Origin of the sequence: Bacillus sp. TE8-1 (genome assembly GCF_008368855.1) — a bacterium.
Taxonomy (GTDB): Bacteria; Bacillota; Bacilli; order Bacillales; family Bacillaceae_G; genus Bacillus_A; species Bacillus_A cereus.
On sequence record NZ_QPET01000001.1, the window covers coordinates 90,519 to 104,082 of the forward strand.

Consider the following 13,564-nt stretch of genomic DNA (forward strand, 5'->3'; position numbering starts at 1 on the left):
GATGAGAAATTTGCGCCCTATTTTTTTAGGTGTATGTGCTGCTTTCTTTTTTGCTTTTACATTTATATTAAATCGAGCAATGGAATTATCAGGTGGTAGCTGGATATGGAGTGCTTCATTAAGGTTTATTTTTATGCTTCCATTCCTTTTACTTCTTGTTATGAGTCAAAAAAAATTAAAAATATTATTACAAGTTATGAGAGAGGATTTAAGTGCATGGTTTTTATGGAGTTTTGTAGGTTTTGGTCTATTTTATGCTCCATTATGTTTTGCCGCTGCACATGCACCAGGATGGATTATTGCGGGGACATGGCAAGTTACTATTATATCAGGATCTTTGTTAGCTCCTCTTTTTATCCAAACCTATCAAACACCAGATGGAATTATTAAGAAAAGAGGAAAAATTCCAATGAAGGGTATGAGTATGTCATTGATTATTCTTCTTGGTATTTTCCTTATGCAAATGGAACAAGCAAAATCGCTTGCTGTAAAAGATATTATGTTAGGTATTATCCCTGTTATTGTAGCTTCTTTTGCTTACCCACTCGGGAATCGTAAGATGATGGAGGTTTGTGGAGATCGTCTAGATGCTTATCAACGTGTCCTTGGAATGACGTTAGCTAGCTTACCATTTTGGTTTTTATTATCCTTGTACGGTCTTTTTACAGCAGGAATACCTAGTAAGGAGCAAACTATGCAATCTATTTTAGTTGCTATTTGCTCTGGTGTAATTGCAACTATCTTATTTTTTAAAGCGACTGATATGGTTAAAGGAGATATGCAGCAACTTGCAACTGTTGAAGCAACACAATCTATGGAGGTGCTTTTTGCTGTTATTGGAGAACTAATCTTATTACATTCTTCATTCCCCTCTATTTTATCTTGGTGTGGCATGTTTGTAATAATGCTAGGAATGATAGCACACAGTTATGTTTCCCATAAAGGTGAAACGGTGCATAACCAAAATATTAGTGCTTAATTGATATTTTAAAATGTACAGTATCAACCCTTTTCTAGCTAGTAAAAGTACTGTTATTATTATAAGTTTTATGTCAGAAATTGATTAAGTAAAAGAATATGAACAAAAGCCGATACCCTTAATTTGTAGGGAAATCGGCTTTTTCTTTATAAAAATTTTTCTTAGCTTCCTTTACATTAAAGGATTAGTTTGTATATTTGAGGAGATGTGCGAGACAGGTGTATATTTAGGATAATCTAATATTTTCCATTCGAATATGATAGAATAGAAGTATATCCAAAATGGAGGAATAGCAAATGAACTCAAACACAAAACAGTTTATTTATGATATCCAGCAAAGAAAGAACAATTATATAGAAAATGCTTTAATAGCAATACAACACCCTAAAAAAGAGCAATCTGAACAGGTCATTCAAAATATAGTCGAGAAGATGGATATGATGATCAGTTTAGTTACTACTTACATGGCTATTGAATCAGAATCTATAAAAGAATTAAAAGAGCTTCAGGAAGAAATTATTCATGCCCAAGCATATATTCAAAAACGAAAGTTTGAAGAAACACAGAGATAAAACCCTGTGTTTTTATTTGGTGGCCTATGACGCTAATCTGTTATAAATCAAATTACACGTAATTTGATTATTGTTTTGGCATAATCCATACAATTTGTTGAATCCGTACAATATATGGCACCGTATCTTCAATGAGCAAGTGATCTGGTTTCACATCCTTTAACATTCCTCTTACATTACCTCTTACAGTTTCAATAACCACATGTTTACCAATTACTGATTGTAATGTCTGATATACGTAGGGATTAGGCACACTTACCATATTTTGTTCACTAAAGTCATTTCCCTCCAAATAACTCATTCTATAAGACTCCCTTCTAACTTTCATTCTTTCTCCTAATATATGATATAAATCTTATATATATGCTAGAAGGATAATTCATTATAGGAACGGAAATAACATTTTAATAAGGTACGGTTTCTATTCCTAAATTGCTAAAAAACTATTTATATAGAGTTACTTTTACTAGTTAATAGATGATGATATAGGGGTATCTTGAATGTACATCTAATTACATTTTAGTTAAACTCCACATTTAATAAGGTTTTACTGAGGACTAAAAAAGAGAGCATGGCTCTCTTTTTTAGTTATTTACTATTTAGTTTTGTTTCAAATTAAATTAGTTGAAGCGTTACTAAAATTTTGTTCAGAAAGTTAACTAGATTTTCATGCTACTTTTATTTTATTTTACATAAGAGCAACATCTCTTATTCCTTGCAATATAGCAGTTGCTAATCTTTTTAAAAGTTTTTAGAATTTTACTTGTGCATGTGTAGTAGTTTCTGTAAATTTATCAGATTGACTAGCTGAAACTCCAAACGTAAGAGGTGAAAACGATATAGACGGAGAAACTTGGAATGTTGTTTCTTGATGCAAGTACTTACCATAAGCATCTATCTGAGTAGTAGCTGCTAATTTCTCAACTGTATAATAAGAGAATGCGGATAAAGTTAGTATTTTTTCGTTATAACAAGCGTAGGATTTAGTAACATCATTAGGTAAATCAATATTTAAAGCATAGCCAGAAGGTCCCTTTGACCATTTGTTACTGTCCTTCGTATAAGTTGCATTCTTAGATTTAGTTTTATTACAATCATACTTTAGCTTCCATTTTTGTTGTCCGTATTGTGATCCTGGAGAAGGAGCCCAAAAAGAACTGTTAACACCTGTACCTATAACATCTATTTTTCTATTACTAGGCATAACACTCCATTCTATGGAAGTTTTTACCCTGTACTTTTGTTTTGCTTTTAAAGAGACAATATTAGTTGTAACCTTTTTATAAGATGTGGTATTCGTATCGCTAGAAAGTTTTTCCACACCATTGCTTTTTTGTACTCTTTTTGCTTCTTCTAGTTGAACTTCATTTAAATACGTGTTCTTATCAATTTCAATTTCTTTACTTGAATTATTAACTCCATTTTCAGTAACTTTAATAAACTTTTCTTTGGTAGCTACAACTTGGCCATCAATTTCTAAGTTTTTCATTATTTCCATTTCAGGCATGTCCGAAATTTCTTCTTTAGTGAAACCTAAAGACTCTAAATGTTTTATTTGTTCTACATTTAACTCAGCAGCTTCAACTTTAATACCATCCAAATTAAATACTATAAACCCCATCAAAAAACCAACAAATAAGTATATTTTTTTCAAAATAATCCCCCTGGTTATTTTTATGTTTTAATTAAATTATATAAATAATACAGTTTTTGTATTTCAAATGTTTTACTATTAAATTCGAATTTTTATAAATCTGCTTGATAAACCATATATCGACCACTAGCAAGGGTAACGAATACTTGATTATCTTTAATTTTTACTACAGTGCCGTTAGAAGTATAATTATTTAATTTTGTTTTTGCTTTAACAGAAATTTTATTATTTCCATCAATCTGAACCAAAAGCATCTGACCAGTGGAACTAATTACTATTGCATGTTTATCCTTGAGGGCCACCACTTTATTCCATTTATAATTTTTACTTTCTTGATCAGTCAGTTCTGAACTCTCAATCTTTTCCCCTTCTTTATTAAAAAGGGCGAATTTTGCACCCTCTCCAACAGCTATTATAGTACCATCAGAAAGTCTGTCAATTGACGTAATATCATGTTTTGTTGATCCCCAATCCCCAAAGTTGATGACGTTTCCATTTGTTAGTGACATGACTTGATATTTCCCTTTATCACCTACCATCAAGATCAGGTGTCCACATAACTGAATTGAATCGTTAATATTCCAATCATTTGGCCATTTCCCTGTTCGTGTTACGCCATAAGAATCACCATCAAGGATAGCATAATAACCTTTATCGTAAACTAATAAAAGCCTTCCATCCAATAGTTTCTTAACAAATCTCGGATTACGTTTGTCCGATAGTTGCCCTTGTTCAACTAAACCTGCAGATGAATCTACAACTTTCCATTTTCCTGATGTACCCGCAATAAAAAAGTTACCATCAGATGTTTTTGCAATGCCCTTTGTAGGAAAAGAAGGTTTGTTCTTTTCATGTGAAACCATTAATCCACCAGATTCAGTGCTTAATACAGCTAAATCAGTAGAATTTCCAACAAAAATAGTATCCCCATCGATACCTACAGCTTCCTGGATAGTGCCAATTCCATCCCATTTATTACTCACAACACCATACAGATTTGCTGCACTTGCACTTGTAGGTAGTATCAATAAAGCGCTTGCAAGTAATAATGTAGATAATTTCTTGAGTTTAATCATATTTCCACCCCTATCAAATATATTTTATAAATCATATATAAATATATTAACACATTAGGTAATAAAAGGTAGCCGCTATAACGTATTTATCAAAAGGATTCAGAATAATTAATTATATCATTCGATATGTATATTTGATTATAAAGGTTGCCCTTTAAATATTAATAAATATAAAATTTAGCTATGAAAAATTATGCAGAAAGGTTAAGTAGGGGGCGCATCACATGCCCTATTAAGCTAAGGTATGGTACCCTATGACCTTCCGATCTTGTTGGCTACATGCTTGGTATTTTGTATGTTGTTAAAAATACGTATTCCAAATAAACCTTGATAAGATGTGTTTTTAAAGATTATACAGAAAAGTTTTATCTATTATTTTACTGACCCTGTTTATTTTTGTATTTCAACAATAAAGATAAAAGTGACTCCGATTATATGATTTTAAAATGAATGTCGTCTGTTATACCTCTATAACGCTGACTGTTCAGAGCATGCTCTGAACTTTACCATTTTAGTCCAGAAGACTCCTGCCTCAAGGTGGTTAGATTTTTCTGATTCCGATTTATCATAACGAACTGCAAATGCAAGTTTAGAAATATAACTCCCTGTTATCACAATTAGCATATCTGCTAATTGTAACCCAACAAACTCCTTAGAATCCTAGTCTACTATTATATTGCTAAATCCATACTTCTAAATAATTTAGAAGGTTTTCCCTGATTAAGAATTAGTGTGGTCCTTCCTTTTCTTGGTCATATTATATCTGTACATCTAGATTGTCACGTTTTGAATAAACAATTAGGTTTTGCTAGCTACATTTTTATATGAATCTTGTTATAAACAAGATTCATATAAAAATGCATAAATTTCTTTCTTATAAATTAAGATTGTCACTTGAATTATAAAGATGAGGTTCTATCCTAAAATCTTTCTCAGACTATTTCATAGTCCATTTCTGAAAAAAGCGCTCTGTTTTATTGGAGGGGTTGTAAAAAAGACCACCTTTTTATTTATGACAAAATTAAATTTTTATATAAAAGACACACAATTAAACAAACATAACTACATATGATATATTGTATCCTCTCTTTTTAGATTCAATATTCTTTACAAAAGGGCACTTTCCTAAGTGCTCTTCTAATTACATACCAAATAGCGTTTATGTTTAAAATAATCGCTACAGAGCAATTGGACACATTCCCCAATTTATTTATCCCTATATCCATGTTAAAACTCGTTGTGAGTATGACATAACTCAATCTAGTGAAGCACTGTAACATTTCATGCAGGGCTTCTTTTTTCATCAAGCCGTTAGTTAATTGCACCGACTACCTTGACGTACAAAGTAACGTTTTTGTTGAATTTCCTTAAAATTATATATAAATATAATCAATAATTAGTTATACCATTAAAATTCCTAAAAGTTAATATTATAGAATCGACAATTGCAATAACTTTACTTCCAACATAGTCATACTTCTCGATTCTCACCCCCTTGGAGTGCACCTTTTTTCTATATAAATCTTGATCAAAGAGCGCTTTGAAAAGTGCTTATTTTATTTAAAAACTACACCAAAATGAAAGAAATACGCATACAATGTCGTGTATTCTTTTTCAATGTTTGTTTAGGTGAAAGAGCACTCTCCAGAGCGCTCTTTCATTTTTGAAAAGGATTTTATTTAAAATATAAAAATAAAAACATATTTAGTTAAACCACTCATACACTTTTATAGGTGTTGTCATTTGGTCATGGAGTGCTCATCAGGCACTCCTATTTTTCCGCTTACTAAATAACTACTTTGTTAAAATGAACACTTTATATTTTATAATTAAAACTTTTTAATATAAATACAAGCTGTAGTCATTTTCTTTAGAGCTAAATCAAGATAAAAAAGGCACTGTACAATGGGAGAATTTTCGTTTGTTTTACTAAAATATATTGAAGAATTTTGTTATTGACTTAGAAGACAAAACACGTTACCTCGACTGCCTTATTACAAATTCGTTAGCTATCAAAATTAATGATTAACCCAGATGCCACACTTCAAACAGTGCTTTAAGACGTTAAGTGGCGGGTAGTTCACATAAGTATTACCTACTCAAATGTTCGTTTTTTTCAGTAAAAAGAAAGCACCTGCGCCAGTAGGGACTCTCGTAATGTGAGAAATATTTTTCAATGAGCATTGAAATTAAAATAAGTTACAAACCTATAAACCTGTCTTTCAATTCAATATATGAACTGCACCCCAATTGTTAGACACAGTCTAACAATTGGAGGTGCAGTTTTTCTATGGCTAAATTTACAGCTGATGAAAAAATACAAATCGTTCTACGTTATTTGAACGGAAATGAAAGTTATCGAGAAATAGGTAGATCGCTCGGTATAAGTGACACAATCATTTTGAATTGGGTAAACCAATATAAACAGAATGGTCTGGAAGCTTTTCTAAAACGATGTACAAATTACACACAACAATTTAAACTAGACGTACTAAACTTTATGATTGAAAACGGTATGTCCTTATTTGAGACGGCAGCTATCTTTAATGTTCCTGCCCCTTCAACGATTTCGGTTTGGAAAAAACAGCTCGAAACACAAGGAATTGATGCCCTTCAATCTAAGAAAAAGGGGCGTCCATCCATGAAAAAAGATTCAAATAAACAATTAAAACAACCTCTAGCTGAAGAGTCAGTCGAAGCACTTGAAGCACGCATTAAACAGCTTGAGATGGAAAATGAGTACTTAAAAAAGTTAAATACCTTAGTTCAAAACAAGGAAAAATCACAAAACAAAACAAAGCGCAAGTAGTCTATGAATTAAGGCATAAATATTCGGTGAAGGCACTCGTGGAGCTAGCTACTATTCCTCGAAGCACGTATTATGATTTAGTAAAGAAAATGAATCGTCCAGATGTAGATGCCGATTTGAAAGCTGAGATTAAAGCGATTTATGAGGAAAATGAAGGTCGTTATGGTTACCGTCGCATTCGTGATGAATTAACGAATCGTGGCCAGAAAGTGAACCACAAGAAGGTACAGCGCATTATGAAAGTGCTTGGGTTAAAGTGTGTTGTGCGTATGAAGAAATATAAATCCTATAAAGGAAAAGTCGGTAGAATTGCACCTAATATTTTAGAGCGTAATTTTCATACAGATGCACCGAATCAAAAGTGGGTAACAGACATCACAGAGTTTAAATTATTTGGAGAAAAACTGTATGTATCACCTGTATTAGATTTGTATAATGGTGAAATTATTACCTATACAATTGGTTCTAGACCGACGTATTCGCTTGTTTCAGACATGTTAGAGAAAGCATTGGAACGTTTACCTGAAACCCACCAGCTACTGATGCATTCGGATCAAGGATGGCATTATCAAATGAGACAGTACGTCCGGACACTTGAATCAAGAGCTATCGTCCAGAGTATGTCTCGAAAAGGCAACTGTTACGACAACGCAGTAATAGAAAATTTCTTTGGGATTATGAAGTCGGAGTTCCTCTACATAAAAGAATTTGAAAATGTAGAGCACTTTAAAATAGAATTAGAAAAATATATAGATTATTATAATACGAAACGGATTAAGGCAAAATTAAAAATGAGCCCGGTACAATACCGGACTCACTTTTATCAAGCTGCCTAATGAAATAACCGTGTCTAACTTTTAGGGGTCACTTCATCCCAATAAGTGCTCTCTTTTAAAAAATATAGGGGAACATATTGGAAACCGTTCAGTATCATTATATGATGATTCTCCTCAACTAAAACTAATATAACCATTAAAACCGGTTAATGTGTAGTTTTTATATAACAAAGAAAAAAGCATTCGTTATGGATGCTATCCTTATCTCCTTCACAACTCTTTGGACATATAAAACCTAAAAAGAGTCTTATGAAACTCGTACTGTAATTTAGGTATTTTATTTAGCTAATTGAGATGCCGTCTGTTATCTTTTCTCTTTTTTGTATTTCCAATTACAATAAATTAATGCGCATTCTGCCCTATTGTAATTGCATGAAGCTAAGAAATACGAAAAGACCGATAGACAAAAAAATCCTCTGTAGTCATATGATTTTTTCTTTTTTATTAGTAAAAGTCGGTTTTCCCCCACTCCCTACTGTCTCAGAGGTACGACATAAATATTCCTCTTTCGCCCTTAACTTTTACATATGTTTTATCAAATCTTCAGGAATTGCTTGTTAATCTAAAATGGATATTTGTTAAATCCTTTTCTATAAATCAATCCTTACTTACATTATTTTTTGCATATAAAAGGTTAAGAAGCTGCATATATTCATCTTCTTGTCCAATATCAAATCGTTTCCCTTCAATCATTTTTCCATATACCTTTTTAGTCATAATTAAAGAATGTATCGCATCTGTTAATTGATATTCCCCCCCAACACCAGGTTGAAGCTTTTTTAATAATGGAAAGATATCCGGTGTGAAAACATATCTACCAATTACTGCAAGATTAGATGGAGGGTTTACTTTTGGTTTTTCAATAATATTTGTAACATCTATACAATCTTCTTTTACAATATTGCCTTCAATAATACCATACTTTTCTACACATTCATTTGGTACCCTATGAATGCCTATAACACTATTTTTCTTATCTTCATAAATTTTAATTAACTGGCTTAAAGCGGTTTCTTTATCCGAAACTACAATATCATCTGGTAAGAGTACAGCAAAAGGTTCATTACCAATAAATGTTTCACCTAATTTTATCGCTTCACCAAGTCCTTTCGCATATGGCTGTCTTATATAATGAATTTGAATCTCAGGGACAGTAAGCTCTTTTAACAGGTGAGATTTTTTCTCTTTTTCCAAAAAAGCTTCCAATTCTAATGATTGATCAAAGTAATCAACTATTAAATCCTTTCTGCTAGAAAGGACAATTAATATTTGCTCAACACCCGATTTCACAGCCTCTTCCACAATATAATGAATCGCCGGTTTATTCCCTATAGGAAACATTTCTTTTGGAATTACCTTTGTAATTGGAAGGCTCCTCGTGCCGTAACCAGCTGCTGGAATAATTGCTTTTTTAATCACTAATCTCTCTCCTTCAATTGTTTATAACAATGTATTCAGCACCCTCTGTACCTGCGCATAACGAAATCAAAAGAGGCCTTTACCTTCTGCCTACTTTTATTGCTTATATGAATAGGCCCTTTTACTTGTCACCAATCCAACTTGTCCATCAATATACTGTTACAACTAGTACTAAGTTTAGAAAGGTGATTAGCATATGAATATATGTATTATAGGCTCTGGTTATGTTGGTATCACATCAGCAGCAGTATTAGCAGACTTAGGGCATGATGTTATATGCGTAGATAAAAATCAAGATAAAATTTACTCTCTTCAAAAGGGAGAATGCCCCATTTATGAACCTGATTTAAAAGAACTTATTCACAAAAATCGAAAACGATTACAATTCAGTTGTGATATTGATAGTGCTATTCGACAATCGCCCATTATTTTTATTGCAGTAGGGACTCCTTCCACACCCAGTGGAAAGACGGATTTAAAATATATTTATTCTGTTATCGATCTACTAGTTCCAGCTATAACATCGTATAAAACTATTATTACCAAAAGTACAGTTCCACCAGGTACAAATCAACAAATATGTGAAAAACTTATTAAATCTGGGGTTTCATCATCCCTATTCAATATTGTTTCTAATCCTGAATTTCTTCGTGAAGGTTCTGCTGTTCGTGATATGCTCATCCCAGATAGAACTATTATAGGAATCCAAAAAGGTGACACAAAGTCGTTAAAAATTATGCAGAAGATATATAAAGGAATTAGTGCTCCTTTCGTTTGTACTGGTCTAAATGAAGCAGAGATGATTAAATATACATCCAATGCATTTTTAGCTACAAAAATATCATTTATAAATGAAATCGCTCGGATTTGTGATGCATATAATATTGACATTGTTGAGGTGGCAAAAGGAATTGGGCATGACTTTCGAATTAACCCTCATTTTCTTCAAGCGGGAATGGGATATGGAGGATCATGTTTCCCAAAAGATTTACATTCACTCATCTATACAGCAAATGATAGGCACGTAGCAGTTCCTATTTTACAAGCTGTACAATCCATTAACTCCACACAAATAGATCTCTATGTTGAAAAAATCCGAAAAGCTATAAAAGAACCCTTTTTAAAAAAAATCACGGTGTTAGGAATTGCCTTTAAGCCAAATACTGATGATATTCGTAGCTCTCTTGCCGTAATACTCCTTGAAAAATTGATTCCTCTTGGCTATGATCTACATGCTTATGACCCAAAAGCTCTTCTTCCTCCACATTTAAAAAGACAAGTTACACAGCATAATAACCTAGAATCTTCAATCACAAATTCTGATTGCATTATTATCGCAACGGAATGGGATGAATTTAAAACACTTAATTGGAAACTAGTCAAACAGGTTATGAGGGGATGCACAATCGTAGATGGACGCAATTGCATTGAAAAGGATGAAATAGAAAAATACGGATTACAATATATTGGAGTGGGTCGGTCATGAAAATACTTGTAACAGGAGCCGCTGGTTTCATTGGTTCACATTTGTGTCAAGCGTTACTTAAAAATAGTGCATATCATGTAGTTGGAATTGATTATTTCATCGGTCCTACTCCAGCCACTTTAAAGACAGATAATATACAGTCTCTCAAATTGAATTCACGTTTTCAATTCATACAAGAAGATATTTTAAATACAGATTTATCAAAACTATTACAGGATATAGATGTTGTTTATCATCTAGCTGCTATTCCTGGTGTGAGAACAAGTTGGGGAAAAGATTTTCAGTCTTATGTTTCAAATAATATAATGGTTACACAGCAGTTGCTTGAAGCCTGTAAACACATAAAATTAGATAAATTCATTCATATATCAACATCTTCTGTTTATGGTGAAAAATCTGGCGCAGTTTCTGAAGATTTATTACCTACCCCGCTATCTCCATACGGTGTTACCAAATTAAGTGGTGAACACTTATGTCATGTTTATCAAAAAAATTTTCACATACCAATTGTTATTTTAAGATATTTTACAGTTTATGGGCCAAAACAGCGTCCTGATATGGCATTTCATAGATTAATTAAACAACTGCTAGAAGATAAACCTCTCACAGTATTTGGTGATGGAACACAAACACGTGATTTTACCTATATCGATGACTGTATACGAGGAACGGTGGCCGCTTTAGAAACAAAAAAAAGTATACTAGGTGAAGTTATCAATATCGGTGGAAAAGAACAAGCTTCCATTTTAGACATCATTTCTATGTTAGAAAAAATATCAGGGAAATCAGCAACCAAAAAATTTCTAAAATCAGTTCCTGGGGAACCGAAGCAAACATGGGCAGATATATCTAAGGCCCGTACATTACTACACTATTCTCCTACAGTTTCTCTATCCGATGGATTGGAAGCAGAATTTCATTATATAAAACAACTATACAAAGGAGATTAGTTTATGAAAATTGCATATATATGTACAGAAAAATTACCCTCTCCGGCAATTAAGGGTGGAGCAATTCAAATGATGATTGATGGGGTGTCCCCCTATATAAGTCAAGATTATGAACTTACTATTTTCTCTATTTCAGATCCAGGTCTTCCAAATCAAAAAACACAAGATAATGTCAATTACTTGTATTTTCCTCAAAAAGAATATGAACAGCATGTTATAAGAACACTCCAAACCAATACCTTTGATATTATACATGTCTTTAATCGCCCTAAAAATATACCTTTATATAAACAAGCTTCTCCACACAGTAAATTTGTATTAGGTCTTCATAACGATATGTTTGCTGAGCATAAACTATCTATTTATGAAGGCAATATTATCATTGAAATGGTTACCGCCATTGTGACCGTTAGTAACTATATTAAACAAACTGTGATTGAAAGATTTCCACAAGCTGAAGAAAAGATTTCAATTGTCTACTCTGGTGTTAATTTAAAACAATCTCCCTCCATCTGGACACCAACAGGGCAAAAGATAAGAAATGCATTTCGGAAAAAATATGGCATACAAAATAAAAAGGTGATACTATTTGTTGGCCGATTATGCAAAAATAAAGGACCTGACTTACTCATTCATGCTATGAAGAAAATTATTCAAACACATAAGGATACGGTACTTGTAATTGTTGGTGGTAAATGGTTTAGTGATAACCGAGTAAATAAATATGTTAAAAGATTATATAAAATGGCTAGGCCAATTAAAGAACACGTAATTTTCACCAAATTTATTCCAGCAGATCAAATTCATAATATTTTTCTAATGGGGGATATATTTATATGTAGCTCACAATGGAACGAACCATTGGCACGTGTTCATTATGAAGCAATGGCAGCTGGAATCCCAATTATTACAACAAACCGTGGGGGAAATGCTGAAGTTATAACAGATGAATATAACGGATGCCTAATAGAACAATATAATAACCCATTAGAGTTTGCCAGACTTGTCAATGCTTTGCTATCTCAACGAGAATTTGCCCAATGGATTGCTGAGAACGGCAGAAAGGTTGTGGAAGAAAACTTTACCTTTAAACATACAGCGACAAAACTTGATCAGGTATATAAACAAGTCGCAGAATCCACAAATCAGCCTTCTAAAAACTTATTACGCCCTCTCAAAATTCAAATCATTTAAAACACCATTGTTATCCACTTTAATTAAGGTCCACGAAATTTAAACGTAGAGCTAAATAGAATTAAATTTTTTTGATACAAATACATTTTTCTTTCCGTACAAAGTTTTTTTATAGGGTAAACTCGATGGAGTAAGAATGCTGCGTTAATCTTTTTCCCGTTTCTTTAACGAGATGATTTAATATGGCAAGGAAACAATTAAATACAAAATGACTACAAATAATTGTTCTCGCAATTAAGGTTTTTTATCCTTCATTCGGCCAAGTGCAAATTTGTATACCTTATCGATTAATATGAATTACATCTTGTTTCCTTGTGAAATTTCTATACTATAAAATAAAAATATAGGTAATGCCTAGTCAACTTCTTCCTATATTTAGAAGTTCATATTCTTACCTATTAAATATGTAGAGAGCAAAAAACGCTTGGGGAAACCAAGCGTTTTTAAGTATTAATTATTTTATGCGTCTTCTTCTTCATCCTCCTCTTCTTCGTCATCTTCGTCACATCTTCGTCATCTTCGTCTTCGTCTTCTTCGTCATCTTCGTCATCTTCGTCTTCGTCATCTTCGTCATCTTCGTCTTACCACG

General features: G+C 32.6%; 10 protein-coding genes. 6 read left to right on the forward strand and 4 right to left on the reverse strand.

Annotated elements, in window-relative coordinates:
• The first annotated feature begins 1 nt into the window (after window position 1).
• A complete protein-coding gene (locus DN404_RS00455; RefSeq protein WP_179951840.1) occupies window positions 2–979 on the forward strand; it encodes a DMT family transporter in 978 nt (325 codons plus the stop codon).
• Between the two features lie 296 nt (window positions 980–1,275).
• Complete coding sequence (locus DN404_RS00460; RefSeq protein WP_149214548.1) at window positions 1,276–1,551, forward strand: hypothetical protein; 276 nt, start codon at window positions 1,276–1,278, stop codon at window positions 1,549–1,551.
• Window positions 1,552–1,618: 67 nt separating this feature from the next.
• Here DN404_RS00460 and DN404_RS00465 read toward each other — a convergent pair whose 3' ends face one another.
• The 3 genes from DN404_RS00465 to DN404_RS00475 form a co-directional block, all read right to left on the reverse strand.
• On the reverse strand, window positions 1,619–1,852 hold the full coding sequence (locus DN404_RS00465) for a YuzF family protein (protein WP_149214549.1): 234 nt from the start codon (window positions 1,850–1,852) through the stop codon (window positions 1,619–1,621).
• Between the two features lie 450 nt (window positions 1,853–2,302).
• A complete protein-coding gene (locus DN404_RS00470; RefSeq protein WP_149214550.1) occupies window positions 2,303–3,205 on the reverse strand; it encodes a hypothetical protein in 903 nt (300 codons plus the stop codon).
• A 92-nt stretch (window positions 3,206–3,297) separates the two neighbouring features.
• The gene (locus tag DN404_RS00475) at window positions 3,298–4,281 is read right to left on the reverse strand and encodes a hypothetical protein (RefSeq protein WP_149214551.1); all 984 of its coding nucleotides are present in this window, start codon (window positions 4,279–4,281) and stop codon (window positions 3,298–3,300) included.
• Window positions 4,282–6,571: 2,290 nt separating this feature from the next.
• On the opposite strand from DN404_RS00475, the gene DN404_RS00495 reads away from it, so the two are divergent.
• Window positions 6,572–7,926, forward strand: a protein-coding gene (locus tag DN404_RS00495) for an IS3 family transposase (protein ID WP_149214552.1) whose coding sequence is annotated in 2 segments (ribosomal slippage) — window positions 6,572–7,040 and window positions 7,040–7,926 — 1,356 coding nt in all. Because the reading frame shifts where the segments join, the coding sequence is not laid out codon by codon here.
• A 597-nt stretch (window positions 7,927–8,523) separates the two neighbouring features.
• On the opposite strand, the gene DN404_RS00500 is transcribed toward DN404_RS00495, so the two are convergent.
• Window positions 8,524–9,345 carry a UTP--glucose-1-phosphate uridylyltransferase gene (locus DN404_RS00500; protein ID WP_149214553.1) on the reverse strand — a complete coding sequence of 274 codons (822 nt, stop codon included), beginning with the start codon at window positions 9,343–9,345 and terminating at the stop codon, window positions 8,524–8,526.
• A gap of 196 nt (window positions 9,346–9,541) precedes the next feature.
• On the opposite strand from DN404_RS00500, the gene DN404_RS00510 reads away from it, so the two are divergent.
• Genes DN404_RS00510 through DN404_RS00520 form a run of 3 tightly spaced genes read left to right on the forward strand, consistent with a single transcriptional unit; the run spans window position 9,542 to window position 12,975 of the window.
• Window positions 9,542–10,831 (forward strand): UDP-glucose dehydrogenase family protein, encoded by a 1,290-nt coding sequence (locus DN404_RS00510; RefSeq protein ID WP_149214554.1) that lies wholly within the window; start codon window positions 9,542–9,544, stop codon window positions 10,829–10,831.
• Window positions 10,828–11,781: an NAD-dependent epimerase/dehydratase family protein gene (locus DN404_RS00515; protein WP_149214555.1), complete on the forward strand. Its 954-nt coding sequence runs from the start codon at window positions 10,828–10,830 to the stop codon at window positions 11,779–11,781. Before DN404_RS00510 ends, DN404_RS00515 begins: the two co-directional genes overlap by 4 nt.
• A 3-nt stretch (window positions 11,782–11,784) precedes the next feature.
• Window positions 11,785–12,975, forward strand: a complete 1,191-nt coding sequence (locus DN404_RS00520; protein WP_149214556.1) for a glycosyltransferase family 4 protein — start codon at window positions 11,785–11,787, stop codon at window positions 12,973–12,975.
• Window positions 12,976–13,564 lie beyond the last annotated feature (589 nt).

Excerpts from the sequence above, each read along its gene's own strand:
- DN404_RS00465 (WP_149214549.1), bottom strand. The coding sequence starts at position 1,852 with ATGAGTTATTTGGAGGGAAATGACTTTAGTGAACAAAATATGGTAAGT.
- DN404_RS00475 (WP_149214551.1), bottom strand. The coding sequence starts at position 4,281 with ATGATTAAACTCAAGAAATTATCTACATTATTACTTGCAAGCGCTTTA.
- DN404_RS00515 (WP_149214555.1), top strand. The coding sequence starts at position 10,828 with ATGAAAATACTTGTAACAGGAGCCGCTGGTTTCATTGGTTCACATTTG.
- DN404_RS00455 (WP_179951840.1), top strand. The coding sequence starts at position 2 with ATGAGAAATTTGCGCCCTATTTTTTTAGGTGTATGTGCTGCTTTCTTT.
- DN404_RS00520 (WP_149214556.1), top strand. The coding sequence starts at position 11,785 with ATGAAAATTGCATATATATGTACAGAAAAATTACCCTCTCCGGCAATT.
- DN404_RS00460 (WP_149214548.1), top strand. The coding sequence starts at position 1,276 with ATGAACTCAAACACAAAACAGTTTATTTATGATATCCAGCAAAGAAAG.
- DN404_RS00510 (WP_149214554.1), top strand. The coding sequence starts at position 9,542 with ATGAATATATGTATTATAGGCTCTGGTTATGTTGGTATCACATCAGCA.